The sequence below is a fragment of the Paraburkholderia caffeinitolerans genome (genome assembly GCF_902859945.1).
In the GTDB taxonomy this organism is placed as follows: domain Bacteria; phylum Pseudomonadota; class Gammaproteobacteria; order Burkholderiales; family Burkholderiaceae; genus Paraburkholderia; species Paraburkholderia caffeinitolerans.
In genome coordinates, this window is record NZ_CADIKL010000047.1 from 39767 (window position 1) to 63921 (window position 24155).

General features: G+C 66.1%; 21 protein-coding genes. 14 read left to right on the forward strand and 7 right to left on the reverse strand.

Translation table 11 applies throughout. The annotated features are described in order from the left end of the window. The first annotated feature begins 117 nt into the window (after positions 1–117). The 14 genes from HV773_RS31275 (at position 118) to HV773_RS31340 (ending at position 17819) form a co-directional block, all read left to right on the forward strand. Entirely contained in the window at positions 118–1059 is a 942-nt protein-coding gene (locus HV773_RS31275; protein WP_175197855.1) for a hypothetical protein, read from the forward strand. 117 nt (positions 1060–1176) lie between these two features. After that, entirely contained in the window at positions 1177–2361 is a 1185-nt protein-coding gene (locus HV773_RS31280; RefSeq protein WP_175197856.1) for a hypothetical protein, read from the forward strand. A 58-nt stretch (positions 2362–2419) separates the two neighbouring features. Further along, positions 2420–2854, forward strand: coding sequence for a hypothetical protein (locus HV773_RS31285; RefSeq protein ID WP_175197857.1), 435 nt, complete (start codon positions 2420–2422; stop codon positions 2852–2854). A 21-nt stretch (positions 2855–2875) separates the two neighbouring features. Continuing rightward, entirely contained in the window at positions 2876–3109 is a 234-nt protein-coding gene (locus HV773_RS31290; protein ID WP_175197858.1) for a hypothetical protein, read from the forward strand. A gap of 18 nt (positions 3110–3127) precedes the next feature. Continuing rightward, the gene (locus tag HV773_RS31295) at positions 3128–7891 is read left to right on the forward strand and encodes a hypothetical protein (protein WP_175197859.1); all 4764 of its coding nucleotides are present in this window, start codon (positions 3128–3130) and stop codon (positions 7889–7891) included. 26 nt (positions 7892–7917) lie between these two features. Continuing rightward, a complete protein-coding gene (locus tag HV773_RS31300) occupies positions 7918–8637 on the forward strand; it encodes a hypothetical protein (protein ID WP_175197860.1) in 720 nt (239 codons plus the stop codon). After that, the gene (locus tag HV773_RS31305) at positions 8638–9132 is read left to right on the forward strand and encodes a hypothetical protein (protein WP_175197861.1); all 495 of its coding nucleotides are present in this window, start codon (positions 8638–8640) and stop codon (positions 9130–9132) included. A gap of 2 nt (positions 9133–9134) precedes the next feature. Beyond that, complete coding sequence (locus HV773_RS31310; protein ID WP_175197862.1) at positions 9135–9782, forward strand: hypothetical protein; 648 nt, start codon at positions 9135–9137, stop codon at positions 9780–9782. Continuing rightward, positions 9779–11911 carry a hypothetical protein gene (locus HV773_RS31315; RefSeq protein ID WP_175197863.1) on the forward strand — a complete coding sequence of 711 codons (2133 nt, stop codon included), beginning with the start codon at positions 9779–9781 and terminating at the stop codon, positions 11909–11911. Before HV773_RS31310 ends, HV773_RS31315 begins: the two co-directional genes overlap by 4 nt. Positions 11912–11922: 11 nt before the next feature. Then, positions 11923–12282, forward strand: coding sequence for a superantigen-like protein SSL4 (locus tag HV773_RS31320; RefSeq protein WP_175197864.1), 360 nt, complete (start codon positions 11923–11925; stop codon positions 12280–12282). A gap of 39 nt (positions 12283–12321) precedes the next feature. Then, entirely contained in the window at positions 12322–12816 is a 495-nt protein-coding gene (locus HV773_RS31325; protein WP_175197865.1) for a GPW/gp25 family protein, read from the forward strand. After that, entirely contained in the window at positions 12809–14257 is a 1449-nt protein-coding gene (locus tag HV773_RS31330) for a baseplate J/gp47 family protein (protein ID WP_175197866.1), read from the forward strand. The genes HV773_RS31325 and HV773_RS31330 overlap by 8 nt, the downstream gene beginning before the upstream one ends. A gap of 55 nt (positions 14258–14312) precedes the next feature. Next, positions 14313–16673 carry a hypothetical protein gene (locus HV773_RS31335; RefSeq protein ID WP_175197867.1) on the forward strand — a complete coding sequence of 787 codons (2361 nt, stop codon included), beginning with the start codon at positions 14313–14315 and terminating at the stop codon, positions 16671–16673. 9 nt (positions 16674–16682) lie between these two features. Next, the gene (locus HV773_RS31340) at positions 16683–17819 is read left to right on the forward strand and encodes a hypothetical protein (protein WP_175197868.1); all 1137 of its coding nucleotides are present in this window, start codon (positions 16683–16685) and stop codon (positions 17817–17819) included. A 46-nt stretch (positions 17820–17865) separates the two neighbouring features. Here the strand turns inward: HV773_RS31340 and HV773_RS31345 are convergent, their stop codons facing one another. The 7 genes from HV773_RS31345 to HV773_RS31375 all read right to left on the reverse strand — a co-directional run. Then, positions 17866–18546 carry a pyridoxamine 5'-phosphate oxidase family protein gene (locus HV773_RS31345; RefSeq protein WP_175197869.1) on the reverse strand — a complete coding sequence of 227 codons (681 nt, stop codon included), beginning with the start codon at positions 18544–18546 and terminating at the stop codon, positions 17866–17868. A 135-nt stretch (positions 18547–18681) separates the two neighbouring features. Then, entirely contained in the window at positions 18682–19722 is a 1041-nt protein-coding gene (locus HV773_RS31350) for a DNA-binding protein (RefSeq protein ID WP_175197870.1), read from the reverse strand. Between the two features lie 78 nt (positions 19723–19800). Continuing rightward, positions 19801–20145, reverse strand: coding sequence for a hypothetical protein (locus HV773_RS31355; RefSeq protein ID WP_175197877.1), 345 nt, complete (start codon positions 20143–20145; stop codon positions 19801–19803). A gap of 82 nt (positions 20146–20227) precedes the next feature. Further along, on the reverse strand, positions 20228–20740 hold the full coding sequence (locus tag HV773_RS31360; protein ID WP_217481962.1) for a 2-thiouracil desulfurase family protein: 513 nt from the start codon (positions 20738–20740) through the stop codon (positions 20228–20230). 1 nt (position 20741) lies between these two features. After that, positions 20742–22367 (reverse strand): fatty acid--CoA ligase, encoded by a 1626-nt coding sequence (locus HV773_RS31365; protein WP_377730536.1) that lies wholly within the window; start codon positions 22365–22367, stop codon positions 20742–20744. 149 nt (positions 22368–22516) lie between these two features. Then, entirely contained in the window at positions 22517–23704 is a 1188-nt protein-coding gene (bktB, locus tag HV773_RS31370; protein WP_175197873.1) for a beta-ketothiolase BktB, read from the reverse strand. A gap of 45 nt (positions 23705–23749) precedes the next feature. Further along, on the reverse strand, positions 23750–24155 hold a 406-nt coding region (locus tag HV773_RS31375; RefSeq protein ID WP_175197874.1), incomplete at its 5' end, for a 4Fe-4S dicluster domain-containing protein.

Genomic DNA, 24155 nt, shown 5'->3' on the forward strand with positions numbered 1-24155 from the left:
CCCATCGTCTACGCTCAACGGACGGCCAAGCCTTTTGAATTTCAATTCAAAACCGTGCTGTCTGTTTTCATCGTGATGCCACGATTGTTTGCAGGCTAGCGAAGAAGGGGCGCCAGCGTGAACTTCGTCGATACGATCCTCATCAGGCTTGCTGATCCCGCGGCGCGCGGTGGTGTTTTCGACAGCGACAGCCTCGCGCAGATCGCATCGACAGCGTACGACACCAGCGCAATGCCAATTCAAGGACCGTACAGCGCGGTTTTCGACGACATTCAGCTCGGCCTCGCGGTCCCGCGCGTCGCCACCCTCGAGGGATACTGGGGACGCTCGACAACGGGCGAGCGCACCGACTCGCAGTTCGTGTTCTCCGGGCTCGGCGAAAGCTCGATTCGCGTGGATGCATTCTGGCGCGGCTCGATCATCGCCCGCTCGACACCCCCTACCGGACATGTAAGCGCCACGCGCGGCACCATTGTCGATGCTGGCCAGATCGACGCGGAGATCGTGGCTGCGCTCGGCGCCCTGCCGGCCGATCCTACCGCACTCGAAAACGAGCGGCGCACGCGCTTGCTGACGCATCTGCGCGCGGCTTTCGCGCAACCCGATCTGATGACCGGTGCGCTGCTCGACCAGTGGCTGCACGACAACGGCGCATCGTCGGTCGGCGACCTGATCACGAACCTGCGCGGCGTGCTCCATGCCTATCCCCTGCAGATCACTTTTTCGCCGCCCAACGACGTGCCGTCGCTGCCGGAGCCGCTGCCAATCGGAACCGCGCTGCTGATCCGCGACGTAGGATTTTCGGTCGGCGACCTGCTCACGGAATCGCGGATCGTGCGGCAGCAGCTCGGCCAGATGGGCCTCACCCGGGCGGTGGATCCCTCGCTGCCGATCCTCGAGCCGCTGCCGATCACCTGGATCGTGCCGGCCGCGGCATTCGACGACTCCGGCTGGCCTGGCGCCGCCGCAGGCATGGCCGCCGACGCTGCGCGAACCGCACGGCGCACGGCGGCGGCCGGCTGGCTGGTGCTACAGGGAATTGGCCTCGCCGTGGTTTGAGCAACCATGTTAGCAATCCATAGCGATATGAACCGATAAACCTGGCATTGCGAAGTTTCCCCGGGCCGGCATGGATCGCCCGTTTCGTGTTCAGAACTGACATCAAAGGAGCAACTTATGTCAGCAACCGTCCCTGCGGCGTTCCCCTTCATCCTGGTCAACATCGATACGTCGGCGCTGATGCCCATCGCGCAGCGCTCGCCCGGCGTGATCGCCATCGTTGGCAAGACCCCCGCCGGCGCAGACGGCGGCGATGCGGCATTCGACATGCCGACCGTCGTCGACACGGCGTCCGACGTGTCGCAGCACTTCGCCAAGATCAATGCAGACGGCAGCGTGGCCGACACGACGCTGTCGACCTCGCTCAAGCTCGCGATGCTGCAAAGCCCGACGCCGTCCAAGGTTTACGGCGTCAAGGTGAACGGCAACGACTATGCCGGTGCGCTGGCGTCGCTCGAAGCCGCGGACGACGTCGACTTCGTCTGCCTCGCGAATGAAACTGACGTTGGCGTGCCCGCCGCCGGCGGCAATCCGCCAACCAATCTGCTCGCGCTCAAGGCGCACGTCGAGACCCTGTCGTCGCAAGGCCAGAAGCGGCTCGGCGTGGCGATGGTCAACCCGGCGACCGCGAAGTCCCCCACTTACGTTCACGACATCGACGCCACGGCCACGCCGCTGAAGAGCGACTTCAGCCGCATGGTGCTGGTGGCCGCGCGCGGCGCGACGGTCGACGTCGCCTCGGCCGCCACTGGCGCAATCGCAGGCTACGCGCCGCAGGTCTCGATGGTGCTCAAGCAGGTGCGCGGCGTCAGCGTGCCGACCGCCAGCCAGTACGGGCCAAGCGAGATCACGGGGCTCTCGGAGGCCGGCATCGTGCCGATCATCCAGCCCTCGCTGATCGTCGGCGGCGGATTTTACTTCGGCGAAGGCCGCTGCTACACGACCGACGCGAGCCTGCTCTACATCGACATCGTGCGCGTGCTCGACGACATCGATTTCCGGCTCAAGGCGGGCTTGATCGGCCTGATCGGCGATTCGCGCATCACCAAGGCGGGCCTCACTCAGGTCAAGGTCCGCATCGACGCGATCCTCGGGCCGCTGCTCAACGCCGCCGTGATCGACGACTACTCGACCACCATCCCGGTGCTGAACATTCTGATGACGCCCGAGTCGGCCTGGAGCGCGACGGACAGTTCACGGGTCGTGACCGCGCGCGCGAACCGGACTGTCGACGTGTTCGTGTCGATTACCTATGGCCCGGCAGTGCACCAGCTTCGCGTCACGCTGGCGCCGAGTTTCTGACCGACCGCTTCGCTACCCGCGCTTACCCGCGCGCTTCGCATCCGAAGAGGAGCCCAACATGCCCGACTGGAACACCCGGCTGGCCGTGTCCTATACGGCAAACAACCAGACGAAAACGATCACCCCGATCGATTCGTTCACCCCCACTTTCGCGCTCGCCGCGGAGCCATTGCACTCGATCGAGCACACGCACATCGGCGTGATCTACTCGCCGCAAGCGATGACGTTCACGATGACCGTGAAGGCCATCGGCACCATCGCCGCCGAGCTCACGGCGCTAGCGATCAACCGCACGCCGTTCGACGTCACGCTGCAGGAATCGGCGAACGGCAACGACTGGTCGTACGCGTCGGTGGTGATGAGCAACTGCGTCATCACGTCAGCGGTACCGTCCACCGCGACCATTTCGGGCGCGCCTACGGCGACGTTCTCCGGCTTCTGTCTCAGCGCGGCCGAAACCGACAAGAACAACACCACCGCCACGCTGCCCTAACCCCGCCTGGAGTAACCGACGATGCCTAATGGACAAGACACTCAGGATCCGAACTCGGGAGCCCTCGTACACGACGGCCATTCAGTCGGCTGGTCGCTCGGCTCCGAAGCGGACGAAACGAGCGGCAGCGGCCCGCCGGAGGTGCATTACCACTTCCCCGTGGAGATCGAGGTCCGCAACACGGTGGCGGCCATCGACGAGGACCGCCTGATTCACGCCACGCTGGAACGGCTCGCCCGCGAGCTGACCGGCTGATACCGTTTCTCTGCGCGTATGCGGATCAACGTCAACATCCCGGTGCGTTTGTCGGTGGACCTCGACGCGATCGAGCATCGTCCGGCCGACCTCGACGCTGCGCTCGCGGCGGCGATGGCGCGCGCAATGCGGCGCTCGTCGGCGGTGACGGCGCGCTCCGGCGACCCAACGGCCATCGTCGTGCACGACCCGACGTTCCTGTGGCGCGGCGCGAACCTGCGCAGCGTCACGGCCGACACGCGCCAGGACACCGAGGCGCGCCTCGCGCGCGTGATCCAGCGTTCGGCGCGCACCCAGGCGACAAGCCCGGCCACGGGCACGACGGCAACGAGCGCGAGCCTGCGACGGCGACCATGGCGCGGCTGGCAAACGCTGACGAGCATTAACTTTCACGCCAAGGTCGGCGAGTACCTCGCGTACCTCGACTCCTCCATTCACAGCCGCCTCACCGACTACGCCACCCTCTACGCAGACTACGAGGAGCAGTTGAAATGGGTCTCGCTGTGGGTCGTGCGGGTCGACCGTCCGTACCGGCGCGACGATCTTTCGGCGGAACTGTCCGCACGCGCGTCGGAGCTGAGCCGTGCGCACCCCGGACGCGAAGACGGGTTCTGGGTGATCAACTTGTCGGAGCCTGACCGCCAGCGCGTGATCGAAGTCGATCGCGACAACCTCGTTGCGGGCGCCACCCCCGACCTGCGAAGCAACAGCCGCTACCTTAGAGTCTACGGCGGCGAGCTCTACCTGATGCCCGGCGCGCAGGCGATCTTCACGATGATGGTCCTGCCGACCATCTCGCTGGAGACCTATGCGCGGCTCGGCACGCCGGCCGACGTCGAGGTCCGCAACCGCGACCTGGAGTTCCTCGTCTACCAGGACGGGTTTCGCGATGCGCTGGGCGTGTCGTGGACCGATTTCATCGCCGGAATGGGCGACGAGACGACGACGCTGCACGTGTCGCCTGTCGAGGTCACAGCGCCGGTGCTCCCGACGACGCTGCAGCAACTCGTCGAGACACGCGACCCGCTGCCGCCCGCCGGCCCGATCGCCTACCCCAAGCGCGACCTCTTCCTGCTCAACCAGAGCACTCTGGACACGCTGCCGGAAACCGTGCGCACAGCCGTCGCGCCATTGACGACCCCGGCCACGCTGGCACTCGATGCGGACGGCCGCTGGGGCCGCTGGCAGGTCGGCTGGCGCGGCGCGGTGCTGTCCGCGAGTTTCGCGCTGAGTGAGAACCAGCAGTTCACGGTCAGCCATCGTGCGCGGGCCGAGCAGATCGCGGATGCCATCGTCACGCTGCTCGGCAGTTATCCGCAGGGCGATTCGCTGGCCGAAATCCCCTGGTGGAGCCGACTCGACGCGCTCTGCACCAGCGACCTCGGGGCCCGCGCCGGCGGGGCCGGTGGGCTCACGATATTCGACCTCTGGATGGAAGCGCTGGAGCGGCGTGACGGCGGCCGGTGGTTCGACGCGCTGTTGGACAAGATGGCGAGCACGCGAGGCGATGCAGCCCTGCACTTCATCCAGGCGGCCACGGTGTCCGCGCACTACAACGCGCATCCGCGCATCAGCCAGATGCGGAGCGACTACAACAACGCGACGCGCGCAGCGCTCAAAAACCGCTACTTCCCGGACAGCGGCGCGATATGGCTGCACCACGACGCTGACCGGCGCGTGGCGCGCAACGGCGTCGTTGCCGACGCGTACGCCGACTATGCATCGCACGCGCGTGTGAAGCATCTGCGCGAAGAACGGCGGGCCGAGTTCGACACCGCGCTGGAGACCGCGGCCAATCAGTTGCTCGCGGACATCATGGCCGGCCGGGTTGCCAAGGACTTCAACAACCAGGAGTTCGCGAACGAAGCGATCAACCGCGCGGTAGCCGCGATCCACCTCTCGAACGACGACTTCGAAACCGTGACCCAGATCACGTCGTTGCGCGTGACGGCAATCGAGTTTGTCGTCGACCGCGGCATCGAACGCTACAACGTGACGTTCAACATGGTCCAGAAAATCGAAGGCGAATCGAGCTGGACCGACCTTCCCGGCACAAGCCGCACCAGCACGGAACTCGAATTCGAGTGGCTGCTGTTCGGCTGGGATCTGGGCCGCATGGGCGATCGGCTGGAGACGGTCGGGCTCGTGATCGGCGGCATTGCGGTGATCGCCGTCGCGTGGGAAGCCGGCATCGTCACCGCACTGGTCGAAGCAGCCGGCGGCACCGGGGCCGTGCTGACCTCGGTATTCGTCTCGGAGATCCTCTATCTCGCCACCGCGAAGCACTACAGCCTCGAAGGCTTCGTGATGGCGGCAATCGACGGCTATCTGTTCGCGCTGACTTTCCGCTTCGCGGGCATCGGCGGGCGCGCGATCGCGCTGCGCATCGGACGCGCGACGATGTCGGACATCGTCGGTGGCTGGGTCGCGGAGCGGTTGTTCGTGGGCGTCGTCGGCGGGTCGCTCGGCGGCGGCGCGGTGGTGTTCTCGCATGGGCTCGCCGACACCCTGCTGCACGACGGGCCGGGGCCGAGCCTCGGCCAATACGTGCGGGGCATGACGATGGGCGCCGTGTTCGGACTGTTCGGCGAATTCGTGATTGGCCCGGCGCTGCAGGGCGCGTTTCGGGTCGGCGGACAAACCGTGCTGAACACCGCCGACGAAGCCATCGGGGTGATCCGCAGATCGGGCGTGTCGCCGGCCCGCTATGCGGCCGAGATCTCGCAGGCGCTGTCCGCGATCCGCGAGCGTCTCGCGACCTTTCTCGAAGAGTCGAGCGTCCAGACCATCATCACCGGCCTGCGCGAGCGCATGGCGACGCTCGGCGAAGGGCTGAGCCTCGGCGCCATCGGGCGGCGCTTCGAGTTCTCGATGTTCCGCCGCGTCTTCGAACTCGCGGACATCGGCATGGGTTCGGTGGAAACCGACGGGCTCGAACGGTTGTTGTCGACGACCGAGTCCGGTGCGGCGCGCATGTCGCAAGAAGAGTTGCTAGCGTTCCTGAACCGGGTGGCGCTCGACAAAGACCGCGCGAGGCAACTGCTGAACGCGCTCGGGCGGCTTACTGACGAACGCGCGGGCGCGCTGATCGGCGGCGGGCAGCTCGAAGGCCTGGCGTCGTCGTCCAATCTGCTGCACCACCTGACGACTGGCGACATCAACCGCATCTGGGACGTGCTTGCCGGGCCGTCGTTCCGGCTCTCGGCCGCCGATTGCGACGCCTTCCTTGGCCGGCTCGCGCACTTTACCGACGAACAGCAGATATCGGCGCTGGAAATACTTCGTCGTCCGGATCAACTCGTGACGCCGGAAGGCGTCGCGCAGGCGCTCGAAAAAGGCGGCCTGGACGCCGGCGTCGGCGAGGGACTCGACCGCCTGTACGGCGCGCTGGAGTCGGCGGCAGCGGACACGCTGATGCGCGCGATCCCGGCCGCCGACGCGCCCGGCTACCTGCACTGGCTTGGCTCGCAGCGGCAGGAAATCGTCAACCAGCTCGCGCAGGACGGCTACCTGGCGCCGCTCGCGAGCGCGCCGCATGCGCTCGACTTCATCGGCCGTAACGGGTTTGACTCGTTGCGCTCGCTCACGGGTGCGCACGGCCCGTTTGGCACCACGATTGCCGAGGCGGTGGCCGGCCTCGACGCCTTTGCCGGGGCGCTGCGCGCGTTCTCGCAGGACCAGCAGGATCTCGCAGTCGCCACGCTGCTGCGCGCCGGCAACCGGGTTCCGCCGGACTCGCTGCTGTTCGTGCTGCAACAGCAGCTGACGCTCGACGCAGAGCTTCAGCGCGCGCTGGACAACGTGTACGCCGAGCGCTCGGGCATGACGGTGCAAGAATTTCAGCGGCTCACGGGCGCGCGCTTCGACTCGGCGCTGCGCGGGTTGTATCGCTCCGACCTGCAGATCTGGCGAGAACTGGGACACATCGAGGCCATCACCCGCCACGACGAGGTCATGGAGATGCTGCGCCACGGCGCCAATCGCGCCCTGTTCCGGACTTTCGTGGGCCGCTATCCCGGCAACGAAGGCGTGGCAATCGACGCGCTCGGCCGGCTCCTCTCGCGCGTGCGCGCGCTGAGCGGCGGCAACTTGCAGCGCTTCGAGATGACCGACCTGATCCAGGCGCTCCAGTCAGTGAGCGATCGCGGGCCGACGCCGCTTGCCGAAATCGACCAGATCGCCGCCGACATCGGCCAGTCGGGTTTTCCGACCCGCACGGTTGGCACCGGGCCGAGGGCCACTACCTTCCCTTCCGCAGCGGAGGAAGCGCGCGCGTACGTACGGCTGCTGGGCGACAACGTCACGCCGGCCCAGGCGCAAACGATGCTCACGCTGCCAACCGATGTCAACGTGTCTACAGTTGAAGTCGCGGGTGAAGGCGAGAGAGGTCCAGACGTCCTGCTCACGACCGACACAGGGCAAACCATCGGGCGCGAGTCGGTGGCCACGCGCATTCCCACCGTCGACCGCGCCGATCCGCTCGGCTCGCTCCAGCGGAACCTGAACAGCGTGAGTCTCAGCACCAAGGTTGACGCCTACGCCAGTGGCGGCACCTACGCCAGGCGTGGTGGGATTCGCTGGCTGCGCCGGGAGATCGATGTGCGCATCGATCCCTCCGTGGATGGCTTCTCTTATGACGCTCTGCTCGCGCAGATGCAGGCGGACGGATCGCTCGCGCCATTTCTGGACCGCGTGATCCGCGATAACGCCGGCTGGACGAATATCAGCCGGATTCGCTTCTACAATTCGCGAGGCGCCCTGGTTCACACCTGGACGCCCTGACCGACGAGACCCTGCGGGACGAAACGATGCGCGCGATAGACCTGAAATTGGACCTGCCACTGACGGGCGATCTGGCCGGCAACCCGACCACGATCCTCCGCCGCCTGGTGGCGCGCTGGTCGCCGGAGGTCTTTCTACCGATGGAGTGCCGCGCGACGGTCTCCGGGGAGCCGTTCTACTGGCCGCTCTCCGCCGCCCCGGAACTCGACGCGGCCCCCTGGCCCGGCGAGACAGTCGCTCAGCAGCCAGTCACGAAGCTTGATGGACACACCGCATTGAAGCCCGACGTCTTCGAGCAGCTTCCCGCCGGAGATCGCTATGCGGTGCAGTTGATTGGCGGCCTTCGCTTCGTCGAGCCGGACCTGTCTGCCGAGCCGGCCTGGTACGGCCGGGTCACGGCTGAGGACGCCGCTGGCCAGCCGCCGATTCTGCTCACGCTTGCCTATGTCAGTTTCCATTGGCAGGCGAACTGGCGCGAGATCCGCATGCGCTTCCCGATGCTCGGCTACCCGCTCAGCGGCCAGCTCCCGCGCTTCGACGACAAAGGCAGGCCAGTCGGGCAACAACCGGCGGACGTCGTGGAGCGCAATCGGCGCAGCGTGATCGGCGCGTTCTCGCACTGCGCGAGCGCGCTCGGTTTCGAGCCTGCGCAAGTGTCGTGGTCGGTGGAAACCGAAGAAGGCACGCCCGCGGCCGTGCACGAAGCCATCGCCGCGTTACTGCAGGAAGCAACCGGGAGGAAATAGATGGCCTCCAGCTACCAGAACTACGCGACCATCCCGTCGGCGATCATCTCGGACGGCATCCTGCCGATTCCGATCTGGGCCGTCACGACGATGAAGCTCACCGAGACCTACCACCTGCCGCCAATCGGCTCCACCGGCGCGCGGGCGATCGTGGGCGTGCACGACGACACCATCGACCTGACCGGCGTGCTGGTCGGCATGGAGCGTTTCGCATGGAAGCTCGCGCTCGAAACGCTGGCCGAGTCGAGCAAGCGCGGCACCGCGCTCGGCTCGTTCACGGGCGGCAAGGTATCGGGCCTGATCCTGATCACCGCGATGACGATCCGCACCGACATGCAGATCCAGTCGCTGACCTTCACGGCCAGCACGACGAAACGCGAAGCGCTCGACGTATCGATCCAGCTCGCCTACATGCCGCTGCCCGGCGCGCTCGGCAAGCTGCTCGATCTCGCGAGCGTCGGCGTGGGCGCGCTGATGGACGTGGGGGGGAACTGACCATGCCCGCGCCGCCCATCCCTGTCGACCGCTACCTGACGCCCGCCGACCCGCCAGCCGCCCCCGACGGCTTCGCGACCCTCGCGCAGAAGATCATGACCGGCATTCCGCAGCCCATCACGCTCGACGCCAACTTCACCGCCGTGCTCGCGGTGCCTACGGGACTCGGCGGCGAGTGGCAACAGGCAGACCCGTCCGCCGTGGTGTCGGTTAGCACCGTGCAGACGGACCCATGCGATCCGGCGGCGAATCCCGTTGTAAGCGCACCGGTCTGCAACGTCGAGCGCTCGACGGCGCGGCTGCTGATCCAGCGCGACGGCACCAACGTCGCGTCGATCCCGCTCACCGCCGGCTCGACGTTCACTGTGCCCGCCGACGGCGGCACGGCAGCGGGGCGTCTCGAAGTCTCGGTGCTGTCATGGGATCTGCGCGCGGGCTCGATGATCGGCCCCGGCGACTACGGCTCGACGCTCACGCTCGCGTGGCGCCGCAACGACACGGGCGTGCAGACCTTCGGGCCGGTGCCGCTCAATCCGTTCCTGCGCCTGCGTCTGCCGCCGAGCATCACGATGCGCTCGGTGGTCAGCCTGAACCTCGCGCAGGCAATTTATGACCGGCTGCGCATCACGATCCCGAGGGTGTTGCGATGAGCCTCCCGACGCTGTCTCCGAACCAGGTGATGATCGGCAACGCGTCCGGCTGGGCGCTCACGTTTCACACGGAGGACAAGGACGGCAAGATCTCGACCGACACCAATGCGCCGACCATGTTTTGTTCAGCCGACTATGAGGCGCGGCTGAGCGTAACGCTGCCGGCCGGGCTGGAGCCCGGCGCCGGTTCGATCACAATCGAAGGCATGACCGATGCCGATTACACGAAGATCGCCCAGACCGGCAAGGCGACGCAGCCGACGGTCGTGCGGCTCTACCTGTACTGGATCGACGCGAACGCGAGCCCGCTCGGCTATCTCGCCAATCTCGGCGGACTGACCGACACGCTCGGCCGCTTCGATCCCGCGTCGATGGCGTCGTCGCTGGTCTCGGAGCTGCGGATTGTCAAGGTGTCGCGCGCGGCGGGTGTGCGCCGCTATGAAGCAACGATCGTGGGCAAGGAGCGGGTCTATCAAAACGTCTTCACGATGCGGATCGCGAAGCCGGTGAGCGCCAGCAAGCTCAGCGAAGCAGTCAAGGCGATCGCACAAGCCACCAGCGTCGACGTCAAGTTGCAGGGCTTTGGCGCCGATGGCTCGATGCCGACGAGCAGTGGAAATTCAAGCGGAAATTCAAGCGGCAATTCAAGCGGCAGTTCAGGCAGCAACCCGGGAACGAGTCCCGGCGACGAACAGGTAACGATCGAGACGGGCGGCACCTATGCTGCCGCGCTCACGGACCTCGCGAAACGGATGGAGCAAGCAAGCGGCAAGTACGGCCGCGGCCTGATGGTAATCCGCAACGGCACGCTATATTTCGGAATCCGTCAATTTCCGCTCGAAGGCAGCTTGAAGACGTTGACGCTCGGCAGCGGACTGCTCCTCGCCGAGACGCTCGACCAGGTGCAGGCCAATCCTGACGCGTCCCCGGATTCAACAACATCCTCCGCGCCCGCGGCCCCCGCGGCTTCCCCTGCCCCCGCGGTCGCGCTTTCCCCAAAACGCCGCCAATTCAAGCTCACACTCAAGGGCCGGCCCGACATCAAGCCAGGCGACACGGCAAAATTCGACAGCCCCCCCGAGGAAATGACGACCCAGCCGGGTTTTCTGGATTCGTTGCTCGGCGGCGCATTCGCTGGCTCGATTCTTCCCGGCATGGGCGAGGACACGATCACCCATCCGATCAATCTTTACGTGACCTCGGTGACGCACGCGCTCGGCCGCGCAACCGGATTCGTGACGACCGTAACGGGCGTCGAAATCGTCGACCTGTCGCAGCCATGGGATACCGCGACCGGCGCGGGTGCCCATGCGCCGGGCCGTGCGACCGGCACCACGGGTGCCCGCTCGGATGGCGCCGCATCGGCGGCCGCCGCAATCCGCCAGACGGTGCGCGAGGGCGCAGAAACGCCGCGCAGCGTCGACATCGGCGAGGTGCGCGGTTTTCATCCGTCCGGCGACGGCTCGACCGAGCCGCCCGGCCAGACCGAGCGTGTGTTTCGCGGCCTCGTCGATCCGGACGGGCGCGCGAATCAGGCACGGCGCCTCGACATCCGGCGCGACACCCCCGCGCCGCTCGAAGGCGTGAGCTACGCGACGCCGTTCGCGTGGGGCAAATGCGGGCTCGTGCTGCCGCGCTACCCCGGCATGCGCGTGGTGCTCGCGCATCGCAACGGCCAGGCCGAGGATCCGGTGGACATCGGCGCATTGTGGACATCGGGGCACGGACCCGCCTCGCAGCCAGGCGACTACTGGCTGACGCTGCCCGCCGGGGTCGACGAGGGAAACCGCAGCCAGGCGGCCGACACAGCGACGCCGGCCGAGTATGCGGGCAAAGTCACAAACGACCTGATCGACGCCGACGGCAACCGCATCATCGAGGTCGGCGAGCTCACGGTGCGGGTGGGCAGCGACCATCTCGGGAACGCGGGCGAGCGTCCTGACCGGCCATCGGACCAGGGGTCGGTGACGATCGAGCACACTGGCGGCCAATCGTCGATCGTGATGAAGCAGGACGGCAGCGTGACCATCACCGCGAAGAACATCACGCTCGATGCCGGAACCGGAACCATCACGATGAAAGCGGACAGCGTCGACGTCCAGGTGAATTCCAACATGAACGTTCATTGAGGAGCACCGCCATGTCAGGAGTGCTGACAACCGCGAGCAATGTGACGTGCGGCCACGCGGGAAACGTATCGACCTCGAGCTCCACAAAGCTGCAGGTGAATGGCGCGGCCGTACTGCTGAAAAGCGGTATTGCGGGCCAGTCGATCGCGGGCTGCTCGACACCGCCCGCTTCCGATGCATCCGGCCCGACCGCGAAGCCGTGCGCGACGGTCGCCTCGGTGACGGGCGGCCCCGCGACCAAGCTTCAGGCCGGCGGCCAACCCGTGATGCTCGACACGCTGGCGGGCACCACGGACGGCATGGTGGCCAAGACCACCCCGCAACAACTGCTCGCGGGCATCGCCGGCCAAACAAAACTCACCGCCAGTTAGCGCAAAGACGTACGTCAGGGCACCCCTCAGGGAGGACCGATGACCGACCAACAGAAAGACCCGTTGCGGCGCAGGGTGCTGGGCTGGGGCGTCGCGTGCGCCCCAGCCGAGGCGAACGCCGATATCGGACGCGACATTCGCTTCGTGACGACGAACGGCCTGCTCGATCTCGCGTGCGTCGAGCTGATCGACAACCTGGGCCAGTCGCTGTCCATCGCGCTGACCACCGCGCTCGGCAGCGACCTGTTCAACGTCGGCTACGGCTTCGACGGCATCAACGCGATCGCCGAGGAAACCAACCCGGTCCTGATGCGCGAGCGCATTCGCATCGCGGTCATCAAGGTGCTGCGCGCCGACCCGCGCATCCGTCGCATCGTCGACGTCAAGCTCGAGGATGGCCGTCTCGACCCCATCACGGCCGGCAGTCGCATCCTCGATGTGCGTGTGGCGTTCGAAACGCTCTCGGGCGACACGTACGCCATCAATATCGATCAAATCGCGCTCGGCGCGGGCCAGGTGACCACGAATGGCTGACCAGAACCCCACCAGTATCGACACCGCCGATGTGCTTGCGGTGGACGCGTCCGTAATCCGGACGACCAGCGCGGCCCCGTTCGGCGTCACGCCGCAAGGGTTCTACGCGAAGCCGTTCGCGCGGCTGCTCGCCGAGAAGCTCGCGCTTGGCCGAGCGCTGTTCGGCACCGACCTCGACCTCACCTCGGGCTCGGTTGTGCGCAAGCTCTTCGAGGTTGCGGCGCTGGAAGACGCCCGCACCTGGACGGCGCTGGGCGCGATCTACGACAACATGTTCGTGGTGTCGGCCGAGGGCCAGGCATTGAGCAGCCTCGGCGCGGAACTCGGTCTGCCGAGGCCATACCTGGAGGCGACCGGCAAGATCACGCTGAAGCTCACGGGCACGCTCCCGGCCGGCGTCGCGCAGATCACGATCCCGCGCGGCGCGCGGCTGCTGACGCCGGGCGGGCATCACGCCGCAACCGACGAATCGGCGACGATCACCGCCGCGAGCCCGCAGGTCGATATCGCCGTGGTCGCCTTCTACCCAGGGCCTTCGCACAATCTCGATCCGGCCGTCACGGCAGCCGACAACAGCCATCCACAAAAAATCGACCGCTGGAACCCGTACGACACGAAGCTCGCCGATCTGCGCGCCGCCGAAGAAGCCGCGAACAAGGAACTCATCAGCATCACGCACAACGAAAAGCTGACCGGCGGCGAGCTGCAATGGCCCGACGCGCGCTACCGCTCGATGCTGCTGCGCGCGCCGCACTCGATCTGGACCGTCGACGCGATCCAGATCGCGGTGTCGCTCGTGCCAGGCGTGCGCCAGGCGCTGATCCGCGACGCGTGGGGCGGGCTCGACATCAACCAGTCGATCTTCGGCAACTTCAACTTCATCGAGCGCGTATTCGGCAGCGAGCGAGACCTAGGGAATCCTTACTATTTCACCGTGCTCGTGTCGCCCACGGACTCGGCGATCTGGGACGGACCCGACGGTCTCGAAGCGTCGGTACTCACGGCCATCGAGGATCTGCGCCCGCTCGGCATTTTCCCGCAGGTGCAGCAGGCCGAGCAGATCGGCATCTGCGTGAACGCGGACCTGGTCGTGCGCGGCATTCCGATGCCGTTCGGCTCGAAGGCGTCCGTCAATGCATCGGCACCGGCCCAGGCGCTGAAAGCGCGGCTCAACGAGCGGCTGCGCCGCTACATCGACAGCCTGTCGTTCGGCGAACCGGTGCGGGTCTCGGAAGTGATCTGGGCGATGATGAGCGAGTCCGGTATCACCGATGTCCAGAACGTCATGCTGCTCCGCTATCCGCCAGCGATGGAAAACATCGACTTCACTCAGGCGCAGACGAACGGCCCCGCCGGACCCGGCTGCGGCCTGAACATCGATCTGGCGATCAACCAGGTGGCCGACTTCGTGGACACCGCAACGGTGCTGACGATCATATGAGACGCGCAACCGCCGTGACGGGCCACACGCGAACGCTGCGCCGCAAGGAGGCGCCATGCCTGACATTCTGAAGCCCGACCGCTGGGCGGCATCATCGCAAGGCAATATGTTCGCGAATCTCACCGCGCCATTCGCGGGCGGCGCGCAGGTGCGGGACATCGCGTGCGACGCCACGGGCCACGCGGCGATTGCCGACGTGACCCGCGATCCGCTGCTCGTCGTGGCGCCAGCCGCCGCGCTCGGCGCGACCGGTCTGCAGGTCAGCGCCGTGCTGCTTCCGGGCAACGCGCCGGCAAGCTTCGGCACGGCCGTGTTCGCTCCGTGGACCGAAGCGGGCGCGTTCGTACCGCTCCATCTGCCGACGGTCGATCCGGACGTCCGGACGGCCGCGCCGTTCACGCTGGTCCTGACGCTGACCGCCATCGCCGCGGACGGCACGACCAGCGCCATCGCCGTCAACCAGATCGCAAACCAGATCCAGCTTCAATTGATCGAAGGGATTTTCGGCCGGCTGCTCTACGCGCTTTCAGCGGAGAAGCACACGATCCGGCGTCAGGCGCGCGAATTGGCAGCGATGCGGCAACTGGCCAGCGCGGCGGGCGACGCGCTCGACCGCGTCGGCGCGGAAGTGGCCGTGCCGCGCCTCGCCGACCGGCTCGCTGCCGATGCGGGCCACATTGTCCTCCAGCCGTGGACCGACGCCGGCGGCGCACCGGTTCCGGAACCCGACGACAACTACCGGCGCCGGCTCGCCCTGTTCCGGCCGTTCCTGCGCGCGACCCGCGCGCGACTCGACGAAGCGCTGAACGGCCCCGGCGCCAACAACGCGCCCAATGCCGGGCTCCTCGCCGGCCTTGGCGTGCAGGCGCGCCTGCAGATCGACGAACAGGTCAATCCGTTCGCGGTCGCGGTTCATTTGATCAGCACCGGCAGCGACGCTGTCCGCACTAACTTCCTCGCTTACGTTCGCGCGGTCCATCTGATCTGGCCGCAGGACGAACCGACGGCGAACGGGGTTCATTTGGCGCGGGCGCTGTCGACGGAACGCCGCGCCAGCGTCGAGACCTTGCGTGCGAGCCTGCGCCAGAGCTTCAACTTTCCGACCCAGGCTGCGCTGGCGCCGCTGCTCGCATCGGCGCTGGATCGCGTCGGGCGCTGCCGGCGCGCACTCGGCCAGGCTGCGCACTGGACCGTCACGCGCGCGCAGGATGGCACCGCAAACAGCCGCTACCAGCTTGGGCTGGGCGCCGACCTCCAGCCGCCCGCCGCTGCGGACCTCGACGCGCTCGCGGCAGCTGTCGCCCACCCGCCGGCCATCGCCGATGCCGAACTTGCGGCGCTCGTGAGCGCGATGACGCCGGCGTCGTCCGCGACCGACCCAACCGGTGCGTGGTTCCTGAATGCGTGCGGCCTGCAGACCGCCTATTCGGTGGACGCCACAACCCTCTACGTTTCGCACCTGCCCGCGTTCGGGCTCGTGATCGCCGGGCCGGCAAACGGCGCTGTGAACGCATCGGCCACGCTGCAGGCCGCTTACCAGGCGCCGGGCGACCCGACGGCGAACGTCGTGATCCACGATGGCCTGGCCGCCACGCTCGCACAATGGACGGCGTCCGGCGGCACCGCATGGACCGCGCTCTCGGCTATCGACGCCACCACCGCATGGAACGCCGCCGCGCCCCACGCGGCAGCAGACCCGGCGCTCAACGTGTTCCGTGCCGCCGGCCTCGCCGATCTCACCGTGCCCGCGCCCATCGTCGCGCAACTCGAGGCGCTCCCGCCGGAACTGGTCGCCGTCATCGCCCTGCCGGCCGCGCTGGCCACAGCGGTGCTGACTGGCATACCATCGGCAGCCGACGACCTGAAGCGGCTGGTCGGTCTTTTTGCGGCCAACGGACTCGCCTCGGCGCTGCCGCTCACCACCACCGACCACCGCGTGATCCTGACGATCGGCGCGATCGGCCTGCCCGGCGCGGGCGTGAATCTCTCCGATCGCCGCTCGGTCGGCTTCCGCTGGTACACCGTCCCGCTCGCAGGCAGCGGCGGCACGGTCAAGCCGATCGGCAGCCGGACCGTCTTCACTTCCGCGACGGCCGGACTCACGGCGGTTGTGGTGCTCGGCTACGCGCGCCGGCCCGGCCTGAACGACCCCTACGAATTCCGGGCCAGCGTGCCGAACGGCACCCTGCTCACGATCCCCCAGTACGAGTACCTGATGAACACGCTCGGGGAAATCCTGCCGATCGGCGTGCTGGTCAATACCTTCGATCTGCGCCAGAGCGGCGTCGACCTGAACGGAGACGGCCACGCCGATCCGCTCCCGCCCAGCGCCGCGCGCACGTTCCGCCCATTCCGGCAAGACCGCCATCGCGGCCTTGTCGTTCCGCCACTGCCCGCCGCCGACACAGGCGCATAGGAGACCGAAATGGCTGTCGATACACTGCAACTCGATGGAATGGCGATCTCCGATGTGATGAAGTCCATTCGGGACACGGGCGTTGGCGATTCGGAAGCGTCGATCATCCTCGGCAACTGGCTGATCCAGCAAGGCGCGCGGCAACAGCGCGTCTTCAACTATCAGACCGATTTCCCGGCTATCGAGACGGACTGCGTCGAAACCTTCACGCCGACCTTTCACCACACGGACTGGGTGGACGGCGAGAGCGTGGTGCAGGCCCAGCAATCGGCCGGTGAAGAAGGCTTCAACTCGCGCCTGCACAAGATCGAGCAGGACTTCGCCGCCGTGCGCACGGACCTCGGCCAGGTGTTCGCGTGCCTCGCGAACATGCGCGCCGAGATTCGCAGCCTGCTCGACGAAATTCGGACCCAGATCAATCTGATCAACGCGGACTTGTTCAACCTCGCGCAGGGACGCCCGAGCTACGAGCCGCCGAGCTTCTCCCCGGTAGCCTTCATTCCGCCCTTCGACGCGACGAACGCTCATTTTGTTGGTTCAACGAAGTATTTCAACAAGGATGTCGCGGTCTGGCAGACCAGCCAGGGAACCATCATGCTGCCGAACGTGACACCAACGCCGTCGAACCCGGCCAGCGATCCGCGCGTGTCGGGCCCGGCAAGTCTGGCGAAATTCATGACGTCAAATCCGCAATTCCTCCAGCAGTTCGGCGGCAAGCCGGTCAGCAAGGCCGACCTGGTCAAGAACTACGGGACGCAGACGCTCGACAACGGCATGAGCGTCGCAGACGCCGTGAGCATTCTTCCGGATACGGGTTCGTATGCGAATTCGGACGCACTCGCATCGGACCTCGCCGAGCGCCAGGCCGGTGCGATTCGCTCGTCGGGCGGGAGCGACGTCGTCAATGCGGCGCTTGGCGTTCAGGGGGCGACCGGTGCGGCGTCCAGCGCGCCGGTCACTAACCTGCCCGGCTTGTCATCGAGCGCCGCCGCAGCGTTGAACAAAGGCGGTATCACCACGATCGGGCAACTTGCGGCCGCCAATCCCACCGATGTCAACAAAGCCCTGTCGACAGGAGGCGTGGCGATGAACTCGGGCGACGTGGCCGCGACGTCAGTGCTGGCCAAGACGTTGACGCGTGTTTAGCGCGGCCATATCCGGGTGAGGGGCGGGCATGACCCGCCGCCCCGGCTTACCTCCCAGCACGCCGAGCCCACGCCGTCACATAGTCAGGCGCGGCATCCCCCGGCGGTGTGCCGTCGGGCTCAGGCGCGAGCGGCGTAAGCGCTAGCGGCAACACGCCCGCCCAGACAGCACGCCCGAGATCCGCTTCATCGTCCTTGGGCCCGCCGGTGCGAATCTTCGCGGCCGCTTCGTCGAGCGGCAAACGCAGCACCGTCGTCGCGGCCAGCTCGTTGCGATCGCCGGCACGCACCTCATGTGCGCGGCCCCGCGCAATGTGGTCGAGAAAGGCGTCGAGCGCAGCGGCCTTGCGATCGGCCGCAACCACTTCGAACGCGCCGTAGATCATCGCCGAACGGTAGTTCATCGAGTGATGAAACGCCGAGCGCGCGAGCACAAGGCCATCGAGGTGCGTGATCGTCACGCAGACCTGCGCGCCCTCGGCCGCGAGCCGCAGCATGCGGCTGCCGTTGGAGCCATGGATGTAGAGATGATCGCCCTCGCGCCAGCACGCAGTGGGAATGCAGTGCACGCCGTGCTCGTCGGCAAACGCAACGTGGCATAGATAGGCCGCGTCGAGAATGGCGTAAAGCTTGTCGCGATCGTAATGCCCGCGCTCGGCGATGCGGCGCACCCGCGTACGCGGCGACGGCGCCTTGCCATTGACAGAAGCGGTATCGATATCGGACATCCTCGGCATCTCCTCGATTGGGTTCGGATGCCGATTACGTTAGCGAAACGGTGGCTCCATGGGTAGACCCAGCACGGAGCATTCGCCTGGGGCCACGGTGCAAGCTCACCTTCAGCCGGATTCGTGCCGCAAGCGTTACTTTCTCGTGATCGTCTTACGCGCGGGACGCAGCGGCTTCGCCGGAGCATCTGCGGAACGCCCCGTGCGCCGCTGCACGCGCTGTGCCGGCGCGGCACCGGCGGCCTTGCCTGCGCCACTGCCCTCGCCCGTCTTCTTGCGCAGCGCATCGAGTTCCAGCGCCTGCGCCGCATGCGCCGCGCGCAGCGTCTCCAAGCGCCCTTCCTGCATGCCAGCCTGGTGCCGCAAGTCGCCAAGCTGCCCCTGCAGCGATTGAATCTCCGCCCGCGCACTTTCTTCGGCCCGCGTGGCGCGTTTGCTGGACGCCTCGACGTCGCGCTGCAAGCGCACATTGGCCGAGCGCTCGCGCTCGATTTCAAGCAGCGCGCGCTTTTCCGCAGCCTGCAAACGGGTTTCGGCCAACTCTGCTCCAGCACGAAGCTTGTCGAGTTCGACGGCGAAATCGGCACGCGCCTGCGCGAGCGCGGCATCGCGCTCACGGCCATCCTGCTGCAACCGCTCCACCTCGCGTTCCAGCGCGTTGCGCGTGGCGACGGCGGCGGCCTGCGCCTGTTCCAACTCCTGAATACGCACCTGCGCTGCAAGCAACGCGCTCGTGCGTTGCTCGAGCGCCGTCTCGGTACGCGCGAGATCGCCCTGCATCGCGGTAACGGACGCCTCGGCCGCCTGGCGCGCCTGCTCAACCTCTACGCGCAGCGCCTCTAGCGCGTCCTGCGCGGCCGCCGTGGCGCGCGTCCACAGCGCGGCCACGAGTTCGCCCGCCGCGCCCTGCAACTCTTCGGGCAGGTCCGCGTGCTCGATGCGCACACGGCTTTTCTCGCGCAACTCCGCCCAGAATTCGGACAGCACCGCCGTGGGCGTGCCCATGCTGCCACGGCGTACGAGCTGATAAAGCCGGTTGGCGGTGGGCGTAACACCGAAGCGAAAGAACAGCAACGCGCACACTTCGCGATAAAGCTCGCGGGTCTTGGGAAATTCGCTCTTGAGCCGCTCGATTTCGGCGGTAATACGAACTTCATCGAGAGTGTCGTCGGACATGGCGAGAAGGGGTAAGGTCGATTCGATTAATAATACAACGTAAAACGTTGAATTCCTACTTTTTCGTGACCGATGGCTTCAAGGTTTTGCGGAATCGGGATCCGCCTGAATCAGCGCCGCGAGTTTTTGCCGTTCTAGCGCGACGTCGCTCACGCCGGATGCCGGCCAATCCAGCGCCACGCCGTTGGCGAGGGAGTCGCGAACCAGCGTCTGGTACTGCCAGTCGCTGATGCGGCCGTGATCCATCGCATCCGAGATTTCATGCCGGAACGCAACCGGAAAGCTCGTATAGGCGCGCGACAAGGCCGCGTACTGCCTTGCATCGACTTCCTTCGAGGATGGCACCGCAGTCCAGATAACGACTGCCACAATTGCTGTGAACGGAATGGCGGTGTAACGGAGAATGAATTTAATCGGTGTCATTAAGCGCCAGTGGATCTCATTGCGAGCGATGATTGTATTCGCCCCGAGATCGGCGCCAATTACGCCTGGCTGAGTTTGGGAATCAGCCTTCGCGAGCCAACCGCGCACTGAGTGCGTCGATTTCCGAGTCCGCGAAAACTTCGATGCCGTGCTGGCGCAACAGCGCAGCCGTCACCCCTGCTCCGGCGCGGCGCTGGCCCGAGAAACTCCCGTCGTAGATGAAGCGGCTGCCACACGACGGACTGCCGTCGATCAGCAATGCGAAGCGGCAATCGTGCTCGCGCGCGAGTTCCAGCGCCGCCTGCGCCCCTGCGAGAAAAAGCGCGGTGACATCGGCGCCCGCGACATCAACCACGCGCGCCGTGCCCACAAGAACCGCTTCGCCCGACTCCGCGCGCGCAATTTCGGCGGCCGGACGGGGCACGCCGAATCCCCCGCTCAACTCGGGACAGACGGACACAATGCGCCCCTCGCGCCGCCAGGCTTCAAGCGTCGGATGGACAAGCGTTTTGGCCGCGCCGTTATAACGAACCGGACTGCCGAGCAGGCACGCGCTTATCAGTATTTTTTGAGTCACCGCGGGCGAGGCCGTCAACTCAGTCGAAGTTCTCGCGCAGCCATTTCTTGTTCATCTTGCCCACGCTGGTCTTCTCCAGCGCGTCGACGAACTTGACGACTTCCGGCACCGCATACTTCGAGATCTGCCCGGTTTCGCTAAAGCGCAGGACATGCTGTTTGATTTCGTCTTCGCTCACCGGCGCGCCATGCTCCGGACGCAGCACGACCACAGCCGCCGGGCGCTCGCCCCACTTCTCGTTCTTGATGCCAATGACAGCCACTTCGGCCACGGCGGGATGCTGCGAGATCAGACTCTCGATCTCCAGCGACGAAACCCACTCGCCACCCGACTTGATCACGTCCTTGATGCGGTCCGTGATCTGCAGATAGCCATCCGTACCGATGCGCGCCACATCCTGCGTATGCAGATAGCCGCCCTCCCACAACTGCTCGGTGGCCTCGGGATTGTGCAGATACCCTTGCGTGAGCCACGGCGTGCGCACGACCACCTCGCCGCTCGCGACGCCGTCGTGCGGAAGATCCTGCATTTCATCGTCGACGATGCGCAGGTCCACCAGCGGCACCGGCAGACCCGTGCGGCAGCGCAAGCTGACTTCCTCGTCGATGTCGAGCGGCTCGGCGCTCGGCTTCAACTGCGCCAGCGTGAGCAACGGACACGTCTCGGACATGCCGTAACCCGTGAAGACGTCGATGCCGCGCTCCAGTGCGGTACGCGCGAGACCATGCGGCAGCGCCCCGCCACCGATCACGACCGTCCACTTGCTGAAGTCGGCAGTCTTGGCCTGCGGGCAGCTCAGCAGCATGTGCAGGATGGTGCCCACGCAATGCGAGAAGGTCACGCCTTCGTCGCGCATCAGCTCGACGAGCCGGTCCGGCACATAGCGGCCCGGATACACCTGCTTCACGCCCATCACAGTCGCGATGTACGGGATGCCCCATGCGTGCACATGGAACATCGGCGTGAGCGGCATGTAGACGTCGCCGCGATGGAAGCGCTGGCCCGACGCGGGGCTCGACAGCGCCGCCATCCCGGTGATGGTGTGCAGCACCAGTTGCCGATGCGAAAAATACACGCCCTTGGGCAGACCCGTGGTGCCCGTGGTGTAGAACGTCGTGGCGCGCGTGTTCTCGTCGAAATCGGGGAAATCGAAGTGCGTGTCGCTGGTCGCGAGCAGATGCTCGTATTCATCGGCGAATTCAAGCTCGGACGAGGCTGCGGCATTGCCTTCGTCGTCGATCAGCACGATCGCACGCACGTGTTCAAGCTTGTCGCGAATTGCCGCCAGCACCGGCAGGAAATCCGCGTTCACGAGCAGCACCTGGGCGCCCGCATGATTGATCGTATAGGCGATCTCGGCCTGCGAGAGACGAATGTTCACCGTCTGCAGCACGGCGCCCATCATCGGCACTGCGAAGTAACATTCGAGATAGCGATGGCTGTCCCAGTCCATCACCCCGACCGTGGCGCCATGCTCCACGCCAAGCCGTTGCAGGCCATTCGCGAGTCGCGCGATGCGTTCCTGGAGCTGGGTGTAGGTCATGCGGACCTTGCCCCGGTAGACGATCTCCTGATTGGGCGCGTGCGCCATCGGCGTACGCAGCAGGTGCTTGATCAAGAGGGGGTAGGCATAAGCCGATGACATTGCTTCGCTAGCCTGGTCGTACATGGCAGTCCCTGACAGTCGGTGTATCAATTACAAATCGCAACTACAACGGCGCGCCCCGTTCGATTCACGAGACGCGCCGGCACTATCGATGCGCTTTCGGGTTTTTATTGAACCCGTATCGAACCTTAAGCGAGGTTCTCGAAGATCGCCGCAATACCCTGGCCGCCGCCGATGCACATCGTCACCAGCGCATAGCGGCCGCCGATGCGCTGCAGTTCATGCAGCGCCTTCACGGTGATGAGTGCACCCGTTGCGCCAATCGGATGGCCGAGCGAGATGCCCGAGCCATTCGGGTTGACCTTGGCGGGATCGAGGCCGAGCTCCTGCGTAACTGCGCACGCCTGGGCCGCGAAGGCTTCGTTGGACTCGATCACGTCGAGGTCTTCGACGCGCAGGCCCGCACGCTGCAGCGCGAGGCGCGAAGCCGGCACCGGGCCAATGCCCATGTGCAGCGGATCGACGCCCGCGTGCCCGTAGGCCACGAGTCGCGCCATCGGCTTGACGCCGCGCTGCTCGGCAGCTTCGCGCGACATCAGCAGCACGGCTGCGGCCGCGTCGTTGATGCCCGAGGCGTTGCCGGCCGTCACGGTGCCGTTCTCTTTCGCGAAGACCGGCTTGAGCTTCGAGAAGTCTTCGATCGTTGCATCGGTGCGCAGATGCTCGTCGGTATCGAACACGACTTCACGGCCCCGCACCTTTTGCGTAACGGGCACGATCTGGCTCGCGAAACGGCCTTCGGCGATCGCGCGCGCTGCGCGGTGATGCGATTCGAGCGCCAGCGCATCCTGGCGCTCGCGCGAAATGTCGAACTTGCGCGCAACGTTTTCGGCGGTCACGCCCATGTGCACCGTATTGAACGGGTCGTGGAGCGCGCCGAGCATCATGTCGACGAAACGCGCGTCACCCATGCGAGCGCCAAAGCGCATGTCGGGTGCGGTATACGGCGCGCGGCTCATGTTCTCCGCGCCCGCGCCGATCGCAACATCGGCGTCGCCCAGCATAATGGTCTGCGCAGCCGAAACGACGGCCTGCAGGCCCGAACCGCAGAGGCGGTTGACGTTGAAAGCCGGCGTCGAATCGGGAATGCCCGCATTAATTGCCGCGACGCGCGAGAGATAGAGATCCTTCGGCTCGGTGGTGATCACATTGCCGAACACCACATGGCCTACGTCTTCGGGCTTGACCTGGCTGCGCGCGAGCAGCTCGCGCAGCACGATCGCGCCAAGCTCGGTGGGCGCGAAGTCCTTCAGGCTGCCGCCGAATTTGCCGATTGCGGTTCGCACACCGCCTACCACCACGACTTCTTTGCTCATTTGCGCTCCTTGTTCATTGACTCGCCCGCGATTACGCTGCGGGCGTTACATGTTCGGATAGTTCGGGCCGCCGCCGCCTTCGGGCGTGACCCACACAATGTTCTGCGTCGGATCCTTGATGTCGCAGGTCTTGCAGTGTACGCAATTTTGCGCGTTGATCTGCAAGCGATCCTCGTCTGAATCGACTTTGACAAATTCGTAAACCCCTGCCGGGCAGAAGCGCGCTTCCGGTCCCGCATAGGTTTTCAGGTTGATGCCAACCGGCACCGTCGCATCCTTCAGCGTCAAATGCGCGGGCTGATTCTCTTCGTGATTCGTATTGGAAATAAACACCGAAGAAAGGCGATCGAACGTAAGCTTGCCATCGGGCTTCGGATACTCGATCGGCTTGCACAGCGACGCCGGCTTGAGCATCTCGTGATCGCGGTGCTGGTGATGGAGCGTCCACGGC

What these genes read in the sequence shown, in the direction of transcription:
- HV773_RS31330 (WP_175197866.1), top strand. Translation starts at nt 12,809, where the DNA reads ATGGCTGACCAGAACCCCACCAGTATCGACACCGCCGATGTGCTTGCG.
- HV773_RS31285 (WP_175197857.1), top strand. Translation starts at nt 2,420, where the DNA reads ATGCCCGACTGGAACACCCGGCTGGCCGTGTCCTATACGGCAAACAAC.
- HV773_RS31345 (WP_175197869.1), bottom strand. Translation starts at nt 18,546, where the DNA reads ATGTCCGATATCGATACCGCTTCTGTCAATGGCAAGGCGCCGTCGCCG.
- HV773_RS31300 (WP_175197860.1), top strand. Translation starts at nt 7,918, where the DNA reads ATGCGCGCGATAGACCTGAAATTGGACCTGCCACTGACGGGCGATCTG.
- HV773_RS31355 (WP_175197877.1), bottom strand. Translation starts at nt 20,145, where the DNA reads ATGACACCGATTAAATTCATTCTCCGTTACACCGCCATTCCGTTCACA.
- HV773_RS31320 (WP_175197864.1), top strand. Translation starts at nt 11,923, where the DNA reads ATGTCAGGAGTGCTGACAACCGCGAGCAATGTGACGTGCGGCCACGCG.
- HV773_RS31340 (WP_175197868.1), top strand. Translation starts at nt 16,683, where the DNA reads ATGGCTGTCGATACACTGCAACTCGATGGAATGGCGATCTCCGATGTG.
- HV773_RS31350 (WP_175197870.1), bottom strand. Translation starts at nt 19,722, where the DNA reads ATGTCCGACGACACTCTCGATGAAGTTCGTATTACCGCCGAAATCGAG.
- HV773_RS31310 (WP_175197862.1), top strand. Translation starts at nt 9,135, where the DNA reads ATGCCCGCGCCGCCCATCCCTGTCGACCGCTACCTGACGCCCGCCGAC.
- HV773_RS31295 (WP_175197859.1), top strand. Translation starts at nt 3,128, where the DNA reads ATGCGGATCAACGTCAACATCCCGGTGCGTTTGTCGGTGGACCTCGAC.
- HV773_RS31290 (WP_175197858.1), top strand. Translation starts at nt 2,876, where the DNA reads ATGCCTAATGGACAAGACACTCAGGATCCGAACTCGGGAGCCCTCGTA.
- HV773_RS31325 (WP_175197865.1), top strand. Translation starts at nt 12,322, where the DNA reads ATGACCGACCAACAGAAAGACCCGTTGCGGCGCAGGGTGCTGGGCTGG.
- HV773_RS31315 (WP_175197863.1), top strand. Translation starts at nt 9,779, where the DNA reads ATGAGCCTCCCGACGCTGTCTCCGAACCAGGTGATGATCGGCAACGCG.
- HV773_RS31280 (WP_175197856.1), top strand. Translation starts at nt 1,177, where the DNA reads ATGTCAGCAACCGTCCCTGCGGCGTTCCCCTTCATCCTGGTCAACATC.
- bktB (WP_175197873.1), bottom strand. Translation starts at nt 23,704, where the DNA reads ATGAGCAAAGAAGTCGTGGTGGTAGGCGGTGTGCGAACCGCAATCGGC.
- HV773_RS31365 (WP_377730536.1), bottom strand. Translation starts at nt 22,367, where the DNA reads ATGTCATCGGCTTATGCCTACCCCCTCTTGATCAAGCACCTGCTGCGT.
- HV773_RS31305 (WP_175197861.1), top strand. Translation starts at nt 8,638, where the DNA reads ATGGCCTCCAGCTACCAGAACTACGCGACCATCCCGTCGGCGATCATC.
- HV773_RS31335 (WP_175197867.1), top strand. Translation starts at nt 14,313, where the DNA reads ATGCCTGACATTCTGAAGCCCGACCGCTGGGCGGCATCATCGCAAGGC.